The sequence below is a fragment of the Pseudomonas sp. QE6 genome (genome assembly GCF_041379005.1).
GTDB lineage: Bacteria > Pseudomonadota > Gammaproteobacteria > Pseudomonadales > Pseudomonadaceae > Pseudomonas.
Map to the genome: position 1 here is coordinate 1867128 of NZ_CP166873.1, position 22500 is coordinate 1889627.

Consider the following 22500-nt stretch of genomic DNA (forward strand, 5'->3'; position numbering starts at 1 on the left):
CATGACCCCCACCCGAGCCGGTAGCCCGCGCCGTTTGTCGCACGCTCGGTGTGGCGCGGGGTGGGCCGCTAAGCTTTGCCTGAGGGCGGGAGGTTTCCGCCTGTCTTGAGGTGACTGATGGCTGAGTTGCATCGCGCAAGTGCTTCGGGTTCCGGTCTGTATGAACGGTTGTTGCAACGACTGGCGCTGGCTCTGGATGAGGCCGATACCGCTGAGCGTCTACGAGACGAATGTCCGGTCGAGCTGGAACTGCGCGGCCTGAGCAGTGCGGAAATGCAGCTGATCCGCGCCTATCTCGATCAGGATGTGAACTGGTTGCGCGGCTGGCATGCCGCCGCAGAGGAATTGGCGTTGCTGGAGCAGGGTCCGGCACGGGCATCCCGTCCGCCGCGCCACGTTACGCCGCCCAGCAGCCGTCCACGGCTGATCGGGCGCCCGCATCCGCAGCATTTGCAATGCGCCTTGTGCGGCACGCCGGTGGCTTGGAGTCGCAGCCAGGGCGTGCTGCCTTGCACGTCCTGCGGTTCCCAGTTGTTCCGCAACGCAAAGGCGCGCTGATCGCGCTGTGATCCGTTAGGCTTGGCGCTCGACAAGGAGTCGCCAATGCCGCTTCGCTACATCCTCAAACAGATTCTCATGCCGCCAGGACTGCTGCTTCTGCTGCTGCTCCTGGCGTTCGTCCTGCGCCGACGTTTTCCCCGTTTCTCGATCCTGTGCTTTTTCAGCGGATTTCTCGGTCTGCTGGCGATGAGCCTGCCGGTGATGGTGGAGTGGGGCGCGCGCCAGCTGGAGCAGCAGGCGCCGCTGAAACAGGCGGACTGGGCTGGGCTGGCGCAGCGCGCCGACGCCATTGTGGTGCTGGGGGCCGGCCGGGTACGCGGCGACCGCGCCTGGGACGAGGACCAGCCCGGCCTGATGGCCCGCGAACGGCTGCGCTACGCCGCTCGCCTGGCCAAGGCCAGCGGCTTGCCGGTGCTGACTTCCGGCGGTCTTCACTACGGTACGCCGCCCACGGAGGCCTACATCATGGCCCGCAGCCTGAGCGACGACTATGGCGTCGAGGTGCGCTGGCAGGAGGGTGCGAGCCGCACGACCTGGGAGAATGCCCTGCTCAGCGCGCCTATCCTGCGTGAGGCCGGAATCCGGCGCGTGGTCCTGGTGACCCAGGCGGTGCACATGCCGCGCGCAATGTGGAGCTTCGAGAAGGCGGGTTTCGAGGTGGTGCCGGCACCGGTTGGCTATATCGGTGTGGACAATGCCCGGCCGCTGGGTGGCTGGCTGCCGGAAGGGCGCGCCGTCTGGCAGAGCGAGCAGTTGCTCAACGAGGCGATCGGGTTGGTGGGGTACCGGGTGTTTTATCGGTAGGGCACGCCGATTGGCCCTGGTTTTAGATCGCTCCGGGCTTGACCATGGAGCCGGTCGAGGGCGCGGTGTATCGGCGTACAGCTGCGAACGGTTGTGCGCCCTGTGTTGGCTTGAGCTCCTGAGTTCACTGACGAAAAGGGCCTCTCATGAGGCCCTTTCTTTGTGCGATCAGCGGAACAGGCGGCGCTCTTCCGGGTGCGTCTTCCGCCGCACCAGCGCCCATACCAGCAGCACTGCGCCCAGGATCACCAGCGGCCAGACGCGCCACTTGAGATAGGGCGTCAGGCCCTGCATCGGCACCACTTCGCCGTGCAGCACGCCTTGCTGGAACTGCGGGATCTGCACCGCCAGCTTGCCGAACGGGTCGATCAGCGCGGTCACGCCGTTGTTGGTGCCGCGTACCATCCAGCGGCCGGCTTCCAGGGCGCGCATCTGCGCCATCTGCAGGTGTTGCAGCGGACCGATGGAGGTGCCGAACCAGGCATCGTTGCTGATGGTCAGCAGCAGTTGGCTCTGTGCCGCCAGTTCAGCGGCGAACTCCGGGTAGACCACTTCGTAGCAGATGTACGGCGCGATGCTGTAACCCTTGGCCTTGAGCAGCGGCTGGTCGGCCGGCCCGCGGGCGAAATCGGACATCGGCAGGTCGAAGAAGGCGATCAGTCCGCGCAGCAGGTCCTGCAGGGGCACGTATTCGCCGAAGGGCACCAGCTTCTGCTTGAGGTAGTCGCCGCTGCCATCGCCAACCACGGTGATGCCGTTGTAGTAGCGTACGCCCTCGGCCGTCTTCTGGCGCACTGGCACGCCGGTGATGAGCGCGGCCTTCCTGGCGGTGACAACCTCGTTGATCATCGCCAGGTAGCCGGTGGCCTGGTCCTTGAGCACGGGGACGGCGGTTTCCGGCCAGACGATCAGGTCAGCGCCGTTCTGTTCGGCGGTCAGGTCGCGGTACAGCTCCAGTTGATGGGTAACGGCCTTCGGGTCCCACTTCATTTCCTGGGCGATGTTGCCCTGCAGGGCGGCGACCTTCAGCGGGGCTCCGGCCGGGGTGGTCCAGGCGTGGCCCTTGTAGGCGATGCCGACGGCCCAGGGCGCAATCAGCAGGATCAGCCCTGCGGCCAGGCGCGCGGGGCGCTGGGTGAGTGCCGGGATGTTGATGATCAGCGCGCCGGTGAGGGCGATGCTGAACGACACCAGCCACACGCCGCCGATGGGCGCGAGTCCCGCCAGCGGCCCTTGCAGCTGGCTGTAGCCGGCGTAGAGCCAGGGGAAACCGGTGAGGAACCAGCTGCGGAACAGCTCCAGCGCCACCCACAGCGCGGCAAAGGCCAGCGCGTCGCTGACCGGGGCGTTGTTGCGGCGGAACAGGCGCGCCCAGGCCCAGGCGGGCAAGGCGAAGAAGAAGGCCACGCCAGCGCTGAAGCCGATCACCAGGAAGGCGGCCAAGGGCCCTGAGGCACCACCGAAGTCGTGGATGCTGAAGTAGATCCAGCTGGTGCCGGCGATGAAGGCGCCGAAGCCGTACCACCAGCCGCGCCACAGCGCGGAGCCGGCGGTGGTGCCGCGCAGGCCGAGGTAGAACAGGGCGAGGGACAGCAGCGCCAGCGGCCAGTAGCCGAACGGAGCCAGGGCCAGCGGGGTGAGCGCGCCGGCGGCCAGGGCGAGCAGATGGCCTGGCAGGCCGGGGCGGGTGATCCAGCGCATCGGGAGTCCTTGTTGCGGTTAAGCGATGCGCAAGAGTAATGGAGAGACGAACGGTAGGCTATGGGGATGAGGGCCAAAAGCCATGAGCCGGCTGCGGCGGGATGTTGCAGGAAGCGTCGGAGTTATTTGTAGGAGCGAGCTTGCTCGCGAACCAACCCCACTGCGGGACATGTTCGCGAGCAAGCTCGCTCCTGCAGGTGTTTGCCCGGCGCAGCGGGTTCGGTCTTGGCATCCGCGAGCATCGGCGTACAACCGCGAAGGGTTGTACGCCCTACGCTCAGTCTTGCAGCGGGGTCAGGCGCAGCAGGTGCAGGCGGCGGCTGTCCGCGTTGAGCACGCGGAAGCGGAAGCCACCCAGTTCGGTGGTCTCGTTGCGCTTGGGCAGGTGGCCGAAGGCGCTCATCACCACGCCGCCAACGGTGTCGAATTCCTCGTCGGAGAATTCCGCGCCGAAGAAGTCGTTGAAGGCTTCCACCGGGGTCAGCGCCTTGACGATGAAGTCGCCGCTGGGCAGCGGCTTGATGTAGCTGTCTTCCTCGACGTCGTGCTCGTCCTCGATGTCGCCGACGATCTGCTCCAGCACGTCCTCGATGGTCACCAGGCCCGCCACGCCGCCGTATTCGTCGATGACGATGGCCATGTGGTTACGGTTGGCGCGGAACTCACGCAGCAGCACGTTCAGGCGCTTGGACTCGGGCACGAAGGTGGCCGGGCGCAGCAGGTCCCTGATGTTGAAGGCGTGGTTCTGGTCATGAAGGATCAGCGGCAGCAGGTCCTTGGCCAGCAGGACGCCCATGATGTCGTCCAGGCTCTCGCCGATCACCGGGTAGCGCGAGTGCGCCGCTTCGATGATGGCGGGGAGGAAGTCGGCGGGCTTCTGCGTCGACTTGATGGTGATCATCTGCGAACGCGGGATCATGATGTCGCGGACCTGGAGGTCCGCCACCTGGATCGCGCCTTCGACGATGGACAACGCTTCGCTGTCCAGCAGCTTGTTGTCGTGGGCTTCGCGCAGCAGCTCAAGCAGCTCCTGGCGGTTTCTCGGCTCATGGGCAAAAGCCTGGGTGATCTTGTCCAACCACGACTTGTGCCCATTGCTCGATCGGTCTTCGCTCATCTTTCCTTGCTCAGTGGCGTTTATTCTTCATCGGCCGCATACGGGTCGGGATGACCCAGTTCGGCCAGCAATTCCCGTTCCAGGCCTTCCATTTCCTCGGCTTCGGCGTCTTCGATGTGATCGTAGCCGAGCAGGTGCAGGCAGCCATGGATGACGAGATGGGCCCAGTGGGCCTCGAGGGATTTGCCCTGTTCGGCGGCTTCGCGCTGCACCACCGGGGCGCAGATCACCAGGTCGCCGAGCAGCGGGATGTCCAGCAACTCGTCGGGAACGTCGGCGGGGAAGGACAGTACGTTGGTGGCGTAGTCCTTGTGTCGCCAGGTCTTGTTCAGGTCGCGGCCTTCGCTTTCATCCACCAGGCGGATGGTCAGCTCCGAGTCGTTCTGGCGCTGGCGCAGGGCCAGTTCGCACCAGCGGCGGAAGTCGGCTTCGCTCGGCAGGCCGGATACTTGCGAGGCGACCTGCAGGTCCAGTTCAAGCATGCTTGCTGCCTTGGCTTTCGACGCCGGTCAGGCGGTTCTCGTAGGCGTCATAGGCATCGACGATGCGCTGCACCAGCGGGTGACGCACGACGTCCTTGGACTTGAAGTGGGTGAAGCTGATGCCGGGCACGTCGCGCAGCACTTCCATCACGTGCTTGAGGCCCGAACGGGTACCGCGCGGCAGGTCGACCTGGGTGACGTCGCCGGTGATCACCGCGGTGGAGCCGAAGCCGATGCGGGTGAGGAACATCTTCATCTGTTCCATCGTGGTGTTCTGGCTTTCGTCGAGGATGATGAAGCTGTTGTTCAGCGTGCGGCCGCGCATGTAGGCCAGCGGTGCGACCTCGATCACCTGGCGTTCGATCAGCTTGGCCACGGTCTCGAAGCCGAGCATCTCGTACAGCGCGTCGTAGAGCGGGCGCAGGTAGGGGTCGATCTTCTGCGACAGGTCGCCGGGCAGGAAGCCGAGCTTCTCGCCGGCCTCGACCGCCGGGCGCACCAGCAGGATGCGGCGGATCTGCTCACGCTCCAGGGCGTCCACGGCGCAGGCCACGGCGAGGTAGGTCTTGCCGGTGCCGGCCGGGCCGATGCCGAAGTTGATGTCGTGATCGAGGATGGCCTTCACATAGCGCTGCTGGTTGGCGCCGCGCGGGCGGATGTGTGCCTTGCGGGTCTTGAGCGTCACCATCGGCGCGTCGTGCGGACCGGCGAGGTCTTCCAGGCCGGATTCCTGCAGGAACAGGTGAACCATGTCGGGCGTCAGTTCGGTGCCGCTCTGCGCCTCGCGGTAGAGGCGTTGCAGAAGGTTTTCGGCAGCCTGGGTGCGCGCCGGCTCGCCGACCAGTTCGAACTGGTTGCCACGGTTGCGGATCTCGATGTCGAGGCGCTTCTCGATCTGGTGCAGATGCTCGTCGAACTGCCCGCACAGGTTGGCAAAGCTGCGGGCCTCGAAAGGTTCGAGCATGAAACGATGGATATCCAGAGGGGCGTTCAAGGGTTCTCTAAGTCGCCATGTTGCGAAAGGGGGATGGTCGAAGAATAACCCCGGGCGACCGACTACGAAAGTTCGGACGCCATCGGGGGGATTCAGCGGTCGATGATCAGTGGCGTGCTTCCACGAGGGTGGCGCGCAGGGAGTTGGGCAGCGCCTCGTAGATTTCCACGTCGACGAACTGGCCGATCAGGCGCGGGTTGTCGCTGCGGAAATTCACCACGCGGTTGTTCTCGGTGCGGCCCTGGAGCTGGCCGGGGTCGCGCTTGGAGTAGTCGGTGACGAGGATGCGCTGGACGGTGCCGACCATCCGTCGACTGATCTCGAAACCCTGCTGTTGCAGGCGGCTGTTGAGGATCAGCAGGCGCTGCTTCTTCACCTCTTCCGGGGTGTCGTCGACCAGGTCGGCGGCCGGAGTGCCCGGGCGCGAGCTGTAGATGAAGGAGAAGGAGAAGTCGAAACCGACGTCCTCCACCAGCTTCATGGTCTGCTCGAAATCCTTCTCGGTCTCGCCGGGGAAGCCGACGATGAAGTCCGAGCTGATGCAGATGTCCGGCACCGCCGCCTTCAGCTTGCGGATGCGCGACTTGTATTCCAGCGCGGTGTGGTTGCGCTTCATCGCCGCCAGGATACGGTCGGAGCCGGCCTGCACCGGCAGGTGGACGAACTTCACCAGCTGCGGCACTTCGGCGTGGGCGGCGATCAGTGCGTCGGAGAATTCCAGCGGATGCGAGGTGGTGTAGCGGATGCGCTCGATGCCATCGACCTCGGCGACCACGCGGATCAGCTCGGCGAAATCGGCGATGCGGCCGTCATGGGTCTGGCCGCGGTAGCCGTTGACGTTCTGCCCCAGCAGGGTGACTTCCTTCACGCCGTTCTCGGCCAGGTGGATCACCTCGGCGAGCACGTCGTCGAACGGGCGGCTGACTTCCTCGCCGCGGGTGTAGGGCACCACGCAGAAGGTGCAGTACTTGCTGCAGCCTTCCATCACCGAGACGAAGGCGGTGGGGCCGTCGACGCGGGGCTCGGGCAGGCGGTCGAACTTCTCGATCTCCGGGAAGGACACGTCCACCTGCGGTTTGCGGGTGGCGCGGGCGGCGTCGATCATCTCCGGCAGGCGGTGCAGGGTCTGCGGGCCGAACACCACGTCGACGTAAGGCGCGCGCTCGCGGATCGCCGCGCCTTCCTGGCTGGCCACGCAGCCGCCGACGCCGATCACCAGGTTCGGGTTCTGCTGCTTGAGCACCCGCCAGGCGCCCAGCTCGGAGAATACCTTCTCCTGGGCCTTCTCTCGGATCGAGCAGGTGTTGAGCAGGATGACGTCGGCTTCTTCGGCCTTCTCGGTGATTTCCAGGGCCTGGTGTTCACCCAGCAGATCAGCCATGCGCGAGCTGTCGTACTCGTTCATCTGGCAACCGTGGGTCTGGATGAAAAGCTTCTTGGCCATGGAATCTTTCTGAGCTGGTTAAAAAATGACCGCGCATTATATGCCTCGACGCGGGTGTCTGCCACCGCTCCTGAGTGGGAAGGGCGCGGCTGTGCTATCCTGCGTGCCCATTTTGCAAAGCTGTCATCCTTCGTTCATGAGCAAGCGCGAGAACCCGATCTACAAGGTGGTCTTCCTCAACCAGGGCCAGGTGTACGAGATGTATGCCAAGCAGATCTACCAGAGCGATCTGTGGGGCTTCCTGGAGATCGAGGAATTCGTTTTCGGCGAGCGTACCCAGGTGGTGGTGGACCCCAGCGAGGAAAAGCTGAAGGCGCAGTTCGACGGCGTCATCCGCAGCTTCGTGCCGCTGCATTCGATCATCCGCATCGACGAAGTGGAGCGCCTCGGTACCGCGAAGATCAGCGACGCCAAGATCACTGGCAACGTGATGCCGTTCCCCATGCCGATGCCGGATAAGAACAGCTGAAAGCTATAAGCCTCAAGCGCTAAGCAGGAGCACGCTTGCTTGAGGCTGCGGCCTTCGGCCGCTACGGCAGCGGCGAGAACGGCGAGTTGCCGGCGGTCTGCAGTTCGATCAGGTAGTTGCGGAAGATCTGTCCGAGCACCTTGGTGGCGATGTCCAGCTCGTCCTTGTTCATCTGTTCGGCGACCAGGTCGGCGCTGTCCATGGCGTCTTCGGCGCCGTTCACCGCCGCCATCTTCAGCACGATGTAGGCCTGCACGTTGTTGGCCTTCACCCCTTCACCGCGGAAGAACATGGTGCCCAGGCGCAGCTGGGCATTGGCGTGGCCTTGCAGCGAGGCCTTCTCGAACCAGTGCAGCGCGGCCTGGAAGTCGCGCGGGGCGAGGTCGCCGCTGTAGTAGAACTCGCCCAGTTCGTACTGCGCCTGCGCATCGCCGCCATTGGCTGCCTGCTGGCAGCTGGCCAGGGCCTGTTGCAACTGCTCGGGGACGGTGTTGAGGACGCAGCGGCCGGTCGCCGGAATCAGCAGCGAGTTACCGCCCGCCTGGGTCAACAGGGGGAAGGCAAGCAACAGGCAACCCAGCAGCAGGGTACGACCGGTGCGGTACATGGGGAACAGCGGCCTCCAGAATCGGGGCGGGCAAAGCCCGGCCGGCGAAATGCGCCAGCTTTCACATTATGAAATAAGCGGGCGCTTCCTTACAAAGTCTTTACCTTCTTTTCTGTTTTTTCTGCAGAAGCGGTGAAGGCGCGGGAGGAAGGCGTAACGCGGGAATAAAGGCGGGGTAGAGCGGAAGGCGCCCGTTCGGGCGCCTTCGCAGGGACTTACTTGAGCGCGGCGAAGGCGCGCTCGGCGGCGTCCAGAGTCAGCTTCAGCTCGGTTTCGCCGTGGGCAATGGAGGTGAAGCCGGCCTCGAAGGCGCTCGGCGCCAGGTACACGCCCGCGTCCAGCATCAGGTGGAAGAAGCGCTTGAAGCGTTCCACGTCGCTGCCCATCACGTCCTCGAAGGTCACGATGTCGTCGGCGCCGGTGAAGTACAGGCCGAACATGGCGGCGCCCGCCTGGGTGGTCACGAAAGGCACGCCGGCGGCGTCGGCGCGCTCCTGCAGGCCTTGCAGCATGCGGGTGGTGTAGGTGGTCAGCTCGTCATGGAAGCCCGGGCGGCTGATCAGGCGCAGGGTGGTCAGGCCGGCGGCCATGGCCAGCGGGTTACCCGACAGGGTGCCGGCCTGGTAGACCGGGCCGAGCGGGGAAATCTGCTCCATGATCTCGCGCTTGCCGCCGAAGGCGCCCACCGGCATGCCGCCACCGATGATCTTGCCGAAGGTCGACAGGTCCGGGGTGATGCCGTAGTGGGCCTGGGCGCCGCCCAGGGCAACGCGGAAGCCGGTCATCACTTCGTCGAAGATCAGCACCACGCCGTGCTGGTCGCACAGGCTGCGCAGGCCTTCGAGGAAGCCCGGGGTCGGCGGCACGCAGTTCATGTTGCCGGCGACCGGCTCGACGATGATGCACGCCACGTCCTTGCCGACTTCGGCCAGGGTCTTCTCGACCGCGGCGATGTCGTTGAACGGCAGGGTCAGGGTGTGCTTGGCGAAGGCCGCCGGCACGCCCGGGGAGTTCGGCACGCCGAAGGTCAGGGCGCCGGAGCCGGCTTTTACCAGCAGGCTGTCGGAGTGGCCGTGGTAGCAGCCTTCGAACTTGATGATGCTGTCGCGGCCTGTGTAGCCACGGGCCAGGCGGATGGCGCTCATGGTGGCTTCGGTGCCGGAGCTGACCATGCGCACCATGTCCATCGACGGAACCAGGGAGCAGACCAGGTCGGCCATTTCCACTTCCAGCGCGGTCGGTGCGCCGTAGGAAAGGCCGTGGTCGAGCTGCCTGCGCACGGCGTCGAGCACGTCCGGGTGGCTGTGGCCGAGGATCATCGGGCCCCAGGAGCCGACGTAGTCGACGTAGCGCTTGTCATCCTCGTCCACCACGTAGGCGCCTTCCGCGTGCTTGAAGAACAGCGGGGTGCCGCCGACGCTCTTGAACGCGCGCACCGGCGAGTTCACGCCACCGGGGATGTGTTTCTGGGCATTGGCGAAAAGCGTTTCGGAACGGGACATGGGTGTACCTCGCGAAGCTGTCGGGTGCCGGGCGCGGATGGCGCGCTCAGCGGGTTTCGAAGAGTTGGCTGAAGGCGCGCGCGCGCTGTTCGACCTCGGCCGGGGAGTCGGCGGCGAACAGGGCGTGGATCACGGCGATCATGTCGGCGCCGCGGGCGATCAGCTCGGGCGCGTTGTCCAGGGTCACGCCGCCGATGGCCACCAGCGGCACGTTGAAGCGGGCCTTGGCCTGTTCCAGCAGTTCGACGCTGGCGGCGGAGGCGCCGGGTTTGGTCTGGGAGGCGAAGAAGCGGCCGAAGGCGACGTAGCTGGCGCCTTCGGCGATGGCCTGCTCGGCCAGTTCCAGGCTGGCATGGCAGGTGCCGCCGATCACCGCATCGCGGCCGAGCAGGGCGCGGGCGGCGGCCAGCGATCCGTCGGTCTGGCCCAGGTGCACGCTGACGCCCAGGCGCGCGGCCAGTTCGGCGTCATCGTTGATCAGCAGCGTGGCGCCGTAGCGTGCGCAGAGTTCGCGCAGGGCCTCGGCTTCACGCAGGCGGCGCGAGGCGTCGGTGGACTTGTCGCGGTACTGCAGTAGCCGTGCGCCGCCTTTCAGGGCGGCTTCGACGTAGGGCAGCAGGCGGCCGCCGTCGAGCAGCTGGCTGTCGGTGATGGCGTAGAGTCCGCGCAGTTTCATCAAGGCCTCGATCTTCTGGTGCGGTGGATCAGTTGCAGTAGTCCAGCGGCAGGCGGCGCGGCACGTACTGGCCGTGGCCGGGTGCTTCCGCGTCGCGCAGGGTGCGCCAGGTGTAGTCCAGGGCGCTGCGCACCGCGCTCACCAGTTCCTCGCCGAGGGCCAGGCGGCCGGCGAGGGTGCTCGCCAGGGTGCAGCCGGAGCCGTGGTAGCTGCCGGGCAGGCGCTGGCAGGTGAAGGTGTGGCGCTGGCCGTCGCGGGTGTAGAGGCGATTGTGCACTTCGGACTCGTCACCATGGCCGCCGGTGATCAGCAGATGCTGGATATAAGGCAGCAGCTTCTCGGCGCACTCGTCCGCCGTGCCTTCGGGCAGTTCGGCGAGGATGCGCGCTTCGGGCAGGTTGGGCGTGGCGATGGCGGCGATCGGCAGCAGCCGCTCGCGCATGGCATAGCCGACGTCGTCCTTGCCCAGTGAGCCGCCGCCACCGGCGCGCAGTACCGGGTCGCAGACCAGCGGCACGCCCGGCAGGGACTGCATGATCTCTACGACCGTGTCGACCATCTGCACCGAGCCGAGCATGCCCAGCTTGACCGCGGCCACCGGCATGTCGGCGATCACGGCGTTAGCCTGGGCCAGCACCCACTCGCGGTCGAGCACGCGGAAGTCGGAAACGTTGACGGTATCCTGAACGGTCAGTGCGGTGACGGTCGGCGCCGCGTGGCAGCCTTGGGCGATCAGGGCTTCGATATCGGCCTGCAGGCCGGCACCGCCACTGGGGTCGTGGCCGGACAGGCAGAGCACTACGGGACGGGAGGTTGGCTTTTTCATGGCGCGGGAGCTTATCACCAAAACGTGGCCTTGAGCTGACCGAGCGGTCCGATCCGCATCGCCCGGCCAAACCCTGGCCGGAGGGTCGAATGCCACGTGGCACAAGGCCTGTGCTAGAGTTCGCCGATTCCAACACAACGCCTCTACGGCGCGCCATAACGGGAGATGGGGCTCCCAGGCGTGGCTGTCGGTGGCACTGCGGGGCATCATGCGGCATTGGCTGATCTTCCTGATCCTTCTCATCCTCTCGCCAGTGGCGAGCGCCATCAGCTTCGACGAGCATGTCGGGCAATTGCCCCTGGGCCGGGCAATGGATGTCTTCGAGGACGTGCGTGGCACGGCCGATATCTCGGAGATCAGCTCTCCGGCGCTGGCCGCCAGCTTCCGCCGGCACGAGCGCGACGTGCTCAACGCCGGCTACTCGCGTTCGGTGTTCTGGTTGCGCCTGGACCTGGACTACCAGCCCCAGGCTTCCCGTGACCCCGCCAACTGGCTGCTGGAGCTGGCCTACCCGCCGCTGGACAAGCTCGACCTCTACCTGCCCGACGGCAAGGGAGGGTTCCAGCTGGCGCAACGCACCGGCGACACCCTGCCCTTCGCCAGCCGGCCGATCCGCCAGAACAACTACCTGTTCGACCTCAAGCTGGAGCCCGGCAAGCCGCTGCGGGCGTACCTGCGCCTGGAAAGCCAGGGCTCGATCCAGGCGCCGCTGACGCTCTGGTCGCCCAAGGCCTACCTGGAAGAACAGCCGGGGCGCATCTACGTGCTGGGCATCATCTACGGCGTGCTGCTGGTGATGCTGATCTACAACCTGTTCATCTTCCTCAGCGTCCGCGACACCAGCTACCTCTACTACATCCTTTATATCGCTTCGTTCGGCCTCTACCAGGTCTCGGTCAACGGCGCCGGCATCGAGTACTTCTGGCCCGACAGCCCCTGGTGGGCCAACGCTTCCACGCCCTTCCTGATCGGCTCCGCCGGGCTGTTCGGCTGCCAGTTCGCGCGCAGCTTCCTGCACACCCGCGAGCACAGCCTGTGGATCGACCGCCTGCTGCTGGTGCTGATGGGGGTTGGGGCGCTGGTGATGACCCTGGCGCTGACCGTCAGCTACGCCGTCGCCCTGCGCCTGGCCACCTACCTGGCGCTGGCCTTCACCGTGGTGATCTTCACCGCCGGCATCCTCGCCTGGCTGCGCGGCATGCGCGTGGCGCGCTATTTCATCTTCGCCTGGAGCGCCTTCCTGCTCGGCGGCGTGGTCAACACGCTGATGGTGCTCGGCCTGTTGCCCAACGTCTTCCTCACCATGTACGCCAGCCAGATCGGTTCGGCGCTGGAGGTCGGCCTGCTGTCCCTGGCGCTGGCGGACCGCATCAACGCCATGAAGGAAGAACGCACCCGCATCCTCCAGGAAACCAGCCGCAAGCTGGAGCAACTGAACCTGGAGCTGGCCAGCAGCAACCGCCTGAAGGACGAATTCCTCGCCACCGTAACCCATGAACTGCGCACACCGATGAGCGGGGTGATCGGCTCGCTGGAGCTGATGCAGACGGTGCCGATGGACATCGAGCTAGCCCAGTACCACAAGACCGCCACCGGTTCGGCGCGGGACATGATGCGCATGGTCAACGACATCCTCGCGCTGCTCGAACTGCAGGCCGGCAAGCTCTACCCGCGCCGTGAGCCGTTCAGCCTGCGCGGCCTGTGCGATGGTCTGCGTGCCCAGTACGCGCCGCGCGCCGAGGAGCGCGGGCTGCGCTTCGTGCTGCAACTGGACGAGAGCCTGCCCGATACCCTCGAAGGCGACGCCGGCAAGCTGGCCCAGGCGCTGGGCTACCTGATCGATAACGCCATCAAGTTCACCCACCACGGCGGGGTCAGCCTGCGCGTCAGCGGGGAGCCCAATGCGGAAGGGCTGGCGCTGCGCCTGGAGGTCCAGGACAGCGGGATCGGCTTCGCCACGCCATCGGATGGGGCGCTCTACCAGCGTTTCTACCAGCTCGACGGTTCGCTGACCCGCGAGTACGGCGGCCTGGGCATCGGTCTGGCGCTGTGCCGCAAACTGGTTGCCCTGCTGGGCGGCGAGCTGTCCCACCAATCCGCGCCCGGCCAGGGCAGCTGCTTCAGCCTGACCCTGCAGGTCGGCCAGCCGGTGCAGAGCATCGCCCCGCCGCCGCGTCGCGCAGGTGGGCAGGCGTTGCGCGGCCCGGAACAGTGCACCGTGCTGGTGGTGGAAGACAATGCCATCAACCAGTTGGTGATTCGCGGCATGCTGCTCAAGCTCGGCTACCGCGTGCGCACCGCCGACAACGGCGCCGAAGCCATCGAACTGCTGCGCCGCGAGGCCGTCGACGCGGTGTTGCTCGACTGCCAGATGCCGGTGATGGACGGCTTCGCCACCTGCCGCGCCCTGCGTACCCTGCCGCGCTGCGCCGACCTGCCGGTGCTGGCGATCACCGCCCACAGCCATAGCGGCGACCGCGAGCGCTGCCTGGCCGCCGGGATGAGCGACTACCTGGCCAAGCCGGTGAAGTTCGAGGAGTTGCAGACGCTGCTGCACGACTGGCTGCTGTGCCAGCCGGCGTTGCCCAGCCCGGCATGAAGTACCTCGCCCGAAATGAAAACGCCCGGCATCTGCCGGGCGTTTTCATCTGGACTGCGGGTCAGGCTCAGACCTTGACGACCCAGCCTTCCGGACCTTCCACGTCGCCGGTCTGGATGCCGGTCAGCTCTTCGTAGAGACGACGGGTCACCGGGCCGACGTCTTCGCGGCTGTAGAACACGTGCAGCTTGTCGTTGTACTGGATGCCGCCGATCGGAGTGATCACCGCGGCGGTGCCGCAGGCGCCGGCTTCCTTGAAGCGCGCCAGGTCGTCGATCTGCACGTCGCCCTCGATCACCTTCAGGCCCAGGCGGTCGGCCGCCAGCTGCATCAGCGACAGGCGGGTGATGCCCGGCAGCACCGAGCTGGAGCGCGGAGTGACGAACTCGTTGTCGTGGGTGATGGCGAAGAAGTTGGCCGAACCCACTTCCTCGATGCGGCTGTGAGTGGCCGGGTCGAGGTAGATGCAGTCGGCGAAACCGGCCTTCTTGGCCTGGGAACCCGGCAGCAGGCTGGCGGCATAGTTGCCACCGACCTTGGCGGCACCGGTACCGTGGGGTGCGGCGCGGTCGTAGGTGGAGATCATGAAGTCATGGGGCTTCATGCCGCCCTTGAAGTAGGCGCCGACCGGGATGCAGAACACCGAGAAGATGAATTCCGGGGCCGGGCGCACGCCGATGTTTTCGCCGACGCCGATCACGAACGGACGCAGGTACAGGGCGCCACCGGAGCCGTACGGCGGAATGAAGCGCTCGTTGGCGCGGACGACCTGCTTGCAGGCGTCGATGAACTGCTCTTCGGACACCTGCGGCATCAGCACGCGGGCGCAGCTGCGTGCCATGCGCGCGGCGTTCTGGTCCGGGCGGAACAGGTTGATCGAGCCGTCCTTGCAACGGTAGGCCTTCAGGCCTTCGAAACACTGCTGGCCGTAGTGCAGAGCCGTGGAACCCTCGCTGATGTGCAGGGTGTTGTCCTCGGTCAGCTTGCCGTCGTCCCACAGACCATCGCGCCAATGGGAGATGTAGCGGAAGTCGGTCTTGATGTAATCGAATCCGAGCGAGCCCCAATCGATGTCTTTTTGTTCCATGGTTGCCTCATTCAATGGGATTACCGAATGCTCGCCTGCAAGGGAGCGGCAGGCGAGCATCCGGACAGATGATTTCGGGACCCTGGCGGCGGGCGCGGCCTGAATCGACCAGGATTCGGCTGCGCGGCGGGAACGGCGTCCTCCGCTTGATGGTCACCACCAGGACTCCACCAAGACTTGCCATGATACCGGCGATATTCGTGGCTGTGGGCACTTGCAGGCGAATATCCCTGCCATCAGTCGCATCGGGAACCGAGCGACACCTCCGATCGGACGTTGCGTGGGGCTGTCCTGATAGTCGCTACCGCTGGCGCTTTTGCCCCTTTGGCCAAGCCATGAAGCATGGTTCACTGCTTGAAAGTCCTGAATCCGGGTTCAGAACATGGCCTACCGTGTCACCGAAGCGCGCCTGCGCCGAGACGTCGAGGAGCGCGAGCGGATTCTTTCCCTGGCGCTGGCCCGCGTGGCCGACGGTGGTTTCGCCGCGCTGACCATGCAGACCCTGGCCGAAGACGCCGGAATCGCCACCGGTAGCCTCTACCGGCACTTTCGCGGCAAGGGCGAGCTGGCCGCCGAGGTCTTCGCCCGCGCCAGCCAGCATGAGGTCGATGCCCTGGCCGAGGTACTCCATGTGCCTGATAAGGCCGCCAGACGCCTGGAACACGGTCTGCGCCAGTTTGCCGCGCGCGCCTGGGGCAGCCGCCAGTTGGCCTTCGCGCTGATCGCCGAACCGGTCGATCCCGAAGTCGACGAGCAGCGCCTGATCTACCGCGAAGCCTACGCGACGCTGTTCGTGCAATTGCTGGAGCAGGGCATCGCCCAGGGTGAATTCCCGGCCCAGCCCGTTCACCTGGTCGCCGCCTGCCTGGTCGGGGCCATCGCCGAAGCCCTGGTCGGGCCGCTGTCGCCGCCGGCGCGCGCCGCGCGGGATGCCGGCCAGCCCGGTGCGTCGCTGGCGGAAGTCAGCGACGCCCTCGTCCATTTCTGCCTGCGCGCCGTCGGTGCGTGCCTTTCCGCTATGCAAACGCCTGCCAAGGAGGATCAGCCATGAGCCTGCACCAGTACGCCGAAACCCACGAAGTGACCAACCAGGTGCCGCCTCTGGACGGCGCCAACCTCTACCGCGTCGACCTGCCGCTGCAGGAATGGGTGCGCCGCTACGAAGGCGGCTGGGCCGAGCAGAAGCTCGACGCCTATGGCGCGCTGGCCGGCGGTCCGCTGATGGCGGCGGGCTTCCTGGCCAACGAGAACAAGCCGGTGTTCAAGTCCCACGACCGCTACGGCCACCGCATCGACCTGGTGGAATTCCACCCGGCCTACCACGAACTGATGCGGGCCTCGATCGAGGCCGGCATCCCGTCCATGCCCTGGACCGATCCGCGCGCCGGCGCCCAGGTCGCCCGCGCCGGCCTCAGCTACCTGCACAGCCAGGCCGAGGCCGGCACCGGCTGTCCGCTGACCATGACCTTCGCCAGCGTACCGGCCCTGCGCCTGCAAGCGGACATCGCCGAGAAGTGGCTGCCGAAGATCCTCTCCACCCGGTACGACCCGCGCAACCTGCCCATGGAGCAGAAGGCCGGCGTGACCATCGGCATGGCCATGACCGAGAAGCAGGGCGGCACCGACGTGCGCGCCAACACCACCCGCGCCTACCCGGTGGGCATTCCCGGCCCGGGGCAGGCCTACGAACTGGTCGGCCACAAGTGGTTCTGCTCGGCGCCCATGTGCGACGCCTTCCTTACCCTGGCCTACACCGACAAGGGCCTGACCTGCTTCCTGCTGCCGCGCCACCGCCCGGACGGCAGCCGCAACGAATTCTACATCCAGCGCCTGAAGAACAAGCTGGGCAACTGGTCCAATGCCTCCAGCGAAGTGGAATACCGCGGTGCGCTGGCCTGGATGATCGGCGAGGAAGGCCGCGGAGTACCGACCATCATCGAAATGGTCGCCATGACCCGCTTCGACTGCATGATCGGCTCCAGCTCGCTGATGCGTCAGGCGCTGACCCAGGCCGCGCACCACTGCGCCTACCGCCAGGTCGGCGGCCGCGTGCTGGCCGAGCAGCCGCTGATGCAGAACGTGCTGGCCGATCTTGCCCTGGAAAGCGAAGCCGCGCTGGCCCTGACCATGCGCATGGGCCGCGCCCTGGACCGGTTGCACGACGAGCAAGAAGGCAAGTTCGCCCGCCTGGTCACCGCCGTGGGCAAGTACTGGATCTGCAAACGCGCCCCGGCGATGATCAACGAAGCCGCCGAATGCCTGGGCGGCGCCGGCTACGTCGAGGACACCATCCTCCCGCGCCTGTACCGCGAGGCGCCGGTCAACTCCACCTGGGAAGGCTCGGGCAACGTGCAGTGCCTGGACGTGCTGCGCGCCCTGTCCAAGGAGCCCGGCGTGCTCGACGCGCTGTTCGCCGAACTGGGCGACGGCCACGGTGATGCGCGGCTCGCGTCCTTTATTGGCAACCTCAAGGCGTCCTTCGCCGACACCCACGACATCCAGTACCGCGCCCGCCAGCTCACCGAAAACGTGGCGGTCGCCCTGCAGGCCAAGCTGTTGCTGGAGGCGGGTAACGCGACGGTCTCCGATGCCTTCATCGCCAGTCGCCTGAGCGATGGCGGTCGGGTCTACGGCACACTGCCGCGCGGGGTGGATGTGGCTGCTCTGGTGGCGCGCTCGACGCCGCATCTGGCGTGACACCTGGAAGCGGCGGGGCGGTTGCGTCCCGCCGCTCAGCCCAGCAGGCGCCTGCTCAGTAGCTGCTGGAAATCGCGCCGCCCATCGATCACCAGATAGACGTGAACTGTCCGACCGCTGATGCGATAGATGACTCGGTAGGGCTTGAATAAGACCTGACGGTATTCCTGAATTCCCAGCTTCATCAGTTCCCGAGGGGGGCTGCCGCGCTGAGGTTGCTGGCGCAGATCGGCGATGGTCTGCAGCAACCGGTCGAGTACGTAATCGGCGTTCTCGGGGCAGTCGAAATCGCTGATGTAGTCGTGGATACCTTCCAGGTCCCGCTCCGCGCCGCGAGTCAGCAGAACCTCATAGCTCTCGACGCTCACGATTGCTGGCGGCGCTTGCGCAGGCGCTCGGCCACATCGTCGATCGAGCTGGTCGCTCCCGCTGCGATCTCCTGGTTGCCCAGTGCGAGCACCTTCAGCAGAGCCAGTGTTTCCTGGGTTTCCTCATAGGAACGCACGTCCTGGATCACCGCCTTGGCCTCGCCGTTCTGGGTAATGATCAGCGGTTCCTGCTGCTCCCCGAGTTGCTTGAGTACCTCGGCGGCGTTGGCTTTCAGGTAGCTGATGGGTTTGACCTGGCTGGAGTAGCGCACGCTGTGTACCTGCAAGTAAGGATCGAATAAGGACTTTATAAGGTCCGATTATCCTATGGTGTCGCTGGTCAGACGGAAGATCAAGGGCGAAATCTGTCATCCCTTTCCGTGACGGAAGCAGGCAAGATGGAGCTGATCGTTCAGACAGGATGCCCACCATGAGTCTTTCGACTGGCGACGAACGCTTCGTCGCCCAGACCGCCGAAGAGGCCGTCGACCAACTGGCCGTGCTGCACGAGCGGGCCACCGGCGCCCTGAACCAGGCGCTCAAGCGCTACCTGAAGGAGCGCGTGGTACCCGACGCCGAGCAGCGCAGCCTGTTCCGCTACCCGGAATTGCGGGTGATCTACCTGTGCCAGGGCGAGGTGCCTTCCACCACCCGCGCCTATGCCAAGGTCCAGGTGCCCGGTACCTACGCGGTGACCATCACCCAACCCAAGGCCTTCCGCAAATACCTGCTGGAGCAGTTGCGCCCGCTGATGGAGGACTTCACCGTGCGGGTCGAGGTCGGTGTCAGCGACCAGAACATTCCTTACCCGTACGTGGTGGAGCAGGGCGACGAGCTGGGTGGTTCCGGGGTTACGGCCGCGGAGCTGGCGCGGGTGTTCCCCAGCACGGACCTGTCCGCCACCTCCGATGGCATCGCCGACGGCCTCTACGAGTGGGAGGGCGCCGACCCGATGCCGCTGGCGCTGTTTCACGCCGCGCGCACCGACTTCTCCCTGCGCCGCCTGGTGCACTACACCGGCAGCGACTGGCGCCATGTGCAGCCGTGGATCCTGCTGACCAACTACCACCGCTACGTCGACCAGTTCATCCACCTGGGACTGGAGCGCCTGCGCGACGATCCGCGCTTCGTGCGCATGGTGTTGCCGGGCAACGTGATCGTCGAACGCGGCATGGACGAGGGCGAGGCCAATGCCATAGTCGCCGGCGTCGAATGGCACCGTTTCCAGATGCCGGCCTACCACCTGATCGCCGAGGACGGCGATGGTGTGACCCTGGTGAACATCGGCGTCGGCCCGTCCAACGCGAAGAACATCACCGACCACCTGGCGGTGCTGCGTCCGCACTGCTGGCTGATGGTCGGCCACTGCGGCGGCCTGCGGCAGTCGCAGACCATCGGCGACTACGTGCTGGCCCATGCCTACATGCGCCGTGACGGCATCCTCGACCGCGTGCTGCCGCCGCATATCCCGATTCCGGCGCTGGCCGAGGTGCAGCTGGCGCTGCAGGAAGCCGCCGCCCTGGTGACCGGCGAGCGTGGCGACCAGCTCAAGCGCCGCCTGCGCACCGGCACAGTGCTGACCTACGACGACCGCAACTGGGAACTGCACTGGGCCCAGGAGCGCCCGTTGATCAACCTGGCGCGGGCCATCGCCGTGGACATGGAGAGCGGCACCATCGCCGCCCAGGGTTACCGCCTGCGGGTGCCCTACGGCACGCTGCTGTGCGTCTCGGACAAGCCGCTGCACAGCGAGATCAAGCTGCCCGGCGCGGCCACGGCGTTCTACCAGCGCGCGGTGAGCCAGCACCTGTCCATCGGCATCGCCGCCGTCGACCTGCTGCGTACCCAGCTCAACTCGCTGCACTCGCGCAAGCTGCGCAGTTTCGACGAGCCGCCGTTCCGCTGATCCCAAAGCGCGGCGGGGCACCGCTTGCCCCGCCGCCAGCCGCAGGAGGTGGCTGCCGATGACCGATCCTCGCAAGACCCCGGCGGGCCGCGTGCTCGCCCTGCTGGACCTGACCTCGCTGAACGATGGCGATGACCTGCAAAGCACCGTCGACCTCTGCCGCCGGGCTCTGACGCCCTATGGCGAGGTGGCGGCGGTGTGCGTCTGGCCGAAGCTGGTGCATGTTGCGCGGCGTACGCTCAATACCCTGGGCGGGCGTGGTGTGAAAGTCGCCAGCGTGTGCAACTTCCCCGCCGGCAGCGCGCCGCTGGCCGAGGTGGTGGAGGAGGTGCGCAAGACGCTGGCCGAGGGCGCCGACGAGATCGACCTGGTCTACCCGTGGCGCCGACTCATGGCGGGCGGCCCCTCCGGCGCTGTGGACCTGATCCGCGCCTGCAAGGCGTTGTGCGGACCTTATCATCGGCTCAAGGTGATCCTCGAAACCGGCGAGCTGGCCGATCCGGAGCTGATCCGCACGGCCTGCCGCGAGGCCATCGCCGGCGGCGCCGATTTCCTCAAGACCAGCACGGGCAAGGTGGCGGTGAACGCTACGCCGGAAGCGGTGCGGGTGATGCTCGAATGCATCGGGGAAGCTGGTGGCAAGGTGGGCCTGAAGGTTTCCGGCGGCCTGCGCACCCTGGCCGATGCGCAGCGTTACCGGGCGCTGGTGGAGGAGCGCTTCGGCGCTGCCTGGATCACCCCGGAGCACCTGCGCTTCGGCGCCTCGTCGCTGCTGGATGATCTGCTGCGCGAGCTGGGTGTGGATGCGCAGCCCGTGTCCACTCGTAACTATTGATCGGCGTACGTTGACGAGTTTCGGGGCGTGCCTAGAATGCTCGCCTCGCGCGCCATGGGGAACCGTGGCGCGGCCCTCCGGTCGGACCTTCGCCGACCCTTTTGCTGGTGATCCCATGTCGTTCTGCGCCCCTTCGCATCTCACCAATCCCTTGCGCCGATTCGCCCGCCGGCTGGTGGAAGGCGGCACCCCGGAAGTCGCCGCGCCATTGCCGCTGCCGGAAAGCCTGGCCGGCGAGCCCTGGTTCTCGGTGGGCAAGGCGGTGGAAGGCCTCGGCGGCGAGCGCGTCGACGGCTGGTGCCTGGAAGAGTGGCCGGGCCTGGCCCTGCGCGCCCGTTTCAGCGCCTGCTGGCGCGATGCCCAGGGACGACTGTGGAACGTGCTGCCCGGTGGTGGGGCGATCGCCTTCCTGCCCGATCCGAAACGCCGTTACGCAGGTGTGCCGCTGGCCGAGCAGTTCCACGCCCTGGAGCGTGACGAGCTGCTGGAGGACTACCTCTGGCTCTGCCGCGAACTGGCGCGCAACCAGCTCGACGACGAGCGCCGGGAAGTCCGCGAGGGCATGCGTCAGCGTCTGGAAAGCTGGCTGGAGCTGGGCGGCCGGGGCGACAAGGCGTGTCCGTGCGGCAGCGGCAAACGCTATCGCAGTTGTTGCAGCAAGCGGGTGCGCGAGAGCTGAGGCGGCTCTTTGTAGGAGCGAGCTTGCTCGCGAACGAACTTGCCGGCGGCTGCGGCGTTGTGCGGTTCGCGAGCAAGGACTGGGCGTCCCCCTCGGTCCTACAATGTCACCCACGGCAGCGGTGCTATGTGCCACTGGTCCCCCGGCTTGGGCGCCCGGAAGCGCTCGGTCGCAACGCCGTGCTGCTCCAGCGCCCGCGCCAGATCGCTGACCGGCGTGAACTGCCCTTCGTCGCTCAGGCGGAAGGTGCCGAAGTGGATGGCCATGCTGCACTGCGAGTCGAGCTGCTGGTGCGCCTGCACGGCGTCATCCGGGTTCATGTGGTGGTGGCGCATGAACCAGCGCGGCTCGTAGGCACCGATGGGCAGGGCGGCGAAGCGCATCGGGCCGAAGCGCTGGTGCATCAGCTTGAACTCTTCGCCCAGGCCGCTATCACCGGGGAACAGCACCGGGCCGTCCGGCGATTCCAGCACGAAGCCCAGCCACAGGGTGCGGTTGGTGTCGCGCCGCGAGCGGGCTGACCAGTGCTGCGCCGGCACGCCGGTGAGCAGCATGCCTTCGGGCAGCGGCAGGCTTTGCCACCAGTCCAGCTCCGACACGTCATTGAAGCCGCAGGCGCGGATCAGTTCGCCGTTGCCCAGGCCGGTCACCACCTTTGCCTCCGGGAAGCGCCGCGCCAGTTCGCGCAGGCTGCCGATGTCCAGGTGATCGTAGTGGTTGTGGCTGACCAGGATCAGGTTGATCGGCGGCAGTTCGTCCAGCGCCAGTCCCGGCGGGTGATGGCGGCGCGGACCGATGAAGCTGAACGGGCTGGTGCGTTCGCACCACAGCGGGTCGGTGAGGATGTTCAGCCCGCGATGCTGGATCAGCAGGGTGGCATGGTTGATGTAGGTGACGCGCAATTCCTCGCCGCTGACCTGGGCCTGTACATCCGGCCGTGTGGCCGGTCCCGGCTGGTCGATCCAGGGCGTCTGCCGGCCGCGCTCGCGCTGCCATTTGAGGAAGGCGCGCAGGCCGTGGTGCGGCTGACGGTCGAGGTTGTGGAAGCGTTGGCCGTCGAAGTTCGCGGTTTGCGGGCCACGGTAACGGGCGCCGAGGCGGCCGCTGAGATTGCGCAGGGTGATCAGCCAGGTGGGGTGGCTCATG

The 22500-nt window shown here is 66.5% G+C and carries 22 protein-coding genes; 9 read left to right on the top strand and 13 right to left on the bottom strand.

The window, feature by feature from the left end; genetic code table 11:
• Positions 1-117: 117 nt before the first annotated feature.
• Positions 118-558 (top strand): hypothetical protein, encoded by a 441-nt coding sequence (locus tag ACAW63_RS08580; protein ID WP_371233021.1) that lies wholly within the window; start codon positions 118-120, stop codon positions 556-558.
• A 45-nt stretch (positions 559-603) separates the two neighbouring features.
• Positions 604-1365 (top strand): YdcF family protein, encoded by a 762-nt coding sequence (locus ACAW63_RS08585; protein WP_371233023.1) that lies wholly within the window; start codon positions 604-606, stop codon positions 1363-1365.
• Between the two features lie 168 nt (positions 1366-1533).
• On the opposite strand, the gene lnt is transcribed toward ACAW63_RS08585, so the two are convergent.
• From lnt to miaB, 5 genes are all read right to left on the bottom strand, one after another.
• Positions 1534-3066: an apolipoprotein N-acyltransferase gene (gene lnt, locus ACAW63_RS08590; RefSeq protein WP_371233024.1), complete on the bottom strand. Its 1533-nt coding sequence runs from the start codon at positions 3064-3066 to the stop codon at positions 1534-1536.
• A 277-nt stretch (positions 3067-3343) separates the two neighbouring features.
• A complete protein-coding gene (locus ACAW63_RS08595; RefSeq protein WP_275610071.1) occupies positions 3344-4183 on the bottom strand; it encodes an HlyC/CorC family transporter in 840 nt (279 codons plus the stop codon).
• Between the two features lie 20 nt (positions 4184-4203).
• Positions 4204-4665 (bottom strand): rRNA maturation RNase YbeY, encoded by a 462-nt coding sequence (ybeY, locus tag ACAW63_RS08600; RefSeq protein WP_371233026.1) that lies wholly within the window; start codon positions 4663-4665, stop codon positions 4204-4206.
• Positions 4658-5659: a PhoH family protein gene (locus ACAW63_RS08605; protein ID WP_371233028.1), complete on the bottom strand. Its 1002-nt coding sequence runs from the start codon at positions 5657-5659 to the stop codon at positions 4658-4660. Before ACAW63_RS08605 ends, ybeY begins: the two co-directional genes overlap by 8 nt.
• 106 nt (positions 5660-5765) lie before the next feature.
• On the bottom strand, positions 5766-7103 hold the full coding sequence (miaB, locus tag ACAW63_RS08610; protein ID WP_371233030.1) for a tRNA (N6-isopentenyl adenosine(37)-C2)-methylthiotransferase MiaB: 1338 nt from the start codon (positions 7101-7103) through the stop codon (positions 5766-5768).
• A 136-nt stretch (positions 7104-7239) separates the two neighbouring features.
• On the opposite strand from miaB, the gene ACAW63_RS08615 reads away from it, so the two are divergent.
• A complete protein-coding gene (locus ACAW63_RS08615) occupies positions 7240-7572 on the top strand; it encodes a DUF1820 family protein (RefSeq protein WP_371233032.1) in 333 nt (110 codons plus the stop codon).
• A 61-nt stretch (positions 7573-7633) separates the two neighbouring features.
• Here the strand turns inward: ACAW63_RS08615 and ACAW63_RS08620 are convergent, their stop codons facing one another.
• From ACAW63_RS08620 to ACAW63_RS08635, 4 genes are all read right to left on the bottom strand, one after another.
• Positions 7634-8179, bottom strand: coding sequence for a tetratricopeptide repeat protein (locus ACAW63_RS08620; protein WP_371233033.1), 546 nt, complete (start codon positions 8177-8179; stop codon positions 7634-7636).
• A 215-nt stretch (positions 8180-8394) separates the two neighbouring features.
• Positions 8395-9681, bottom strand: a complete 1287-nt coding sequence (hemL, locus tag ACAW63_RS08625) for a glutamate-1-semialdehyde 2,1-aminomutase (protein ID WP_371233034.1) — start codon at positions 9679-9681, stop codon at positions 8395-8397.
• A gap of 46 nt (positions 9682-9727) precedes the next feature.
• A complete protein-coding gene (thiE, locus tag ACAW63_RS08630; protein WP_371233035.1) occupies positions 9728-10357 on the bottom strand; it encodes a thiamine phosphate synthase in 630 nt (209 codons plus the stop codon).
• 28 nt (positions 10358-10385) lie between these two features.
• Positions 10386-11183, bottom strand: a complete 798-nt coding sequence (locus tag ACAW63_RS08635) for a hydroxymethylpyrimidine/phosphomethylpyrimidine kinase (RefSeq protein WP_371233036.1) — start codon at positions 11181-11183, stop codon at positions 10386-10388.
• 208 nt (positions 11184-11391) lie between these two features.
• Between ACAW63_RS08635 and ACAW63_RS08640 the strand changes: the two genes are divergently transcribed.
• Positions 11392-13782, top strand: coding sequence for a 7TM diverse intracellular signaling domain-containing protein (locus ACAW63_RS08640; RefSeq protein ID WP_371233038.1), 2391 nt, complete (start codon positions 11392-11394; stop codon positions 13780-13782).
• A gap of 67 nt (positions 13783-13849) precedes the next feature.
• Here ACAW63_RS08640 and ACAW63_RS08645 read toward each other — a convergent pair whose 3' ends face one another.
• On the bottom strand, positions 13850-14869 hold the full coding sequence (locus ACAW63_RS08645) for a branched-chain amino acid aminotransferase (RefSeq protein WP_371233040.1): 1020 nt from the start codon (positions 14867-14869) through the stop codon (positions 13850-13852).
• Between the two features lie 382 nt (positions 14870-15251).
• On the opposite strand from ACAW63_RS08645, the gene ACAW63_RS08650 reads away from it, so the two are divergent.
• Positions 15252-15920 carry a TetR/AcrR family transcriptional regulator gene (locus ACAW63_RS08650; protein ID WP_371233042.1) on the top strand — a complete coding sequence of 223 codons (669 nt, stop codon included), beginning with the start codon at positions 15252-15254 and terminating at the stop codon, positions 15918-15920.
• Positions 15917-17566 carry an acyl-CoA dehydrogenase family protein gene (locus tag ACAW63_RS08655; RefSeq protein ID WP_371233043.1) on the top strand — a complete coding sequence of 550 codons (1650 nt, stop codon included), beginning with the start codon at positions 15917-15919 and terminating at the stop codon, positions 17564-17566. Before ACAW63_RS08650 ends, ACAW63_RS08655 begins: the two co-directional genes overlap by 4 nt.
• Positions 17567-17601: 35 nt before the next feature.
• Here ACAW63_RS08655 and ACAW63_RS08660 read toward each other — a convergent pair whose 3' ends face one another.
• Positions 17602-17934, bottom strand: a complete 333-nt coding sequence (locus ACAW63_RS08660) for a type II toxin-antitoxin system RelE/ParE family toxin (protein ID WP_371233044.1) — start codon at positions 17932-17934, stop codon at positions 17602-17604.
• Positions 17931-18206, bottom strand: coding sequence for a type II toxin-antitoxin system Phd/YefM family antitoxin (locus tag ACAW63_RS08665; protein WP_331318527.1), 276 nt, complete (start codon positions 18204-18206; stop codon positions 17931-17933). Before ACAW63_RS08665 ends, ACAW63_RS08660 begins: the two co-directional genes overlap by 4 nt.
• Positions 18207-18355: 149 nt before the next feature.
• On the opposite strand from ACAW63_RS08665, the gene amn reads away from it, so the two are divergent.
• The 3 genes from amn (at position 18356) to ACAW63_RS08680 (ending at position 21354) form a co-directional block, all read left to right on the top strand.
• Positions 18356-19840, top strand: a complete 1485-nt coding sequence (amn, locus tag ACAW63_RS08670; protein WP_371233047.1) for an AMP nucleosidase — start codon at positions 18356-18358, stop codon at positions 19838-19840.
• A gap of 58 nt (positions 19841-19898) precedes the next feature.
• On the top strand, positions 19899-20675 hold the full coding sequence (gene deoC, locus ACAW63_RS08675) for a deoxyribose-phosphate aldolase (protein ID WP_371233049.1): 777 nt from the start codon (positions 19899-19901) through the stop codon (positions 20673-20675).
• 115 nt (positions 20676-20790) lie between these two features.
• Positions 20791-21354 (top strand): hypothetical protein, encoded by a 564-nt coding sequence (locus ACAW63_RS08680; protein ID WP_371233050.1) that lies wholly within the window; start codon positions 20791-20793, stop codon positions 21352-21354.
• 98 nt (positions 21355-21452) lie between these two features.
• On the opposite strand, the gene ACAW63_RS08685 is transcribed toward ACAW63_RS08680, so the two are convergent.
• A complete protein-coding gene (locus ACAW63_RS08685) occupies positions 21453-22499 on the bottom strand; it encodes an MBL fold metallo-hydrolase (RefSeq protein ID WP_371233052.1) in 1047 nt (348 codons plus the stop codon).
• Position 22500 lies beyond the last annotated feature (1 nt).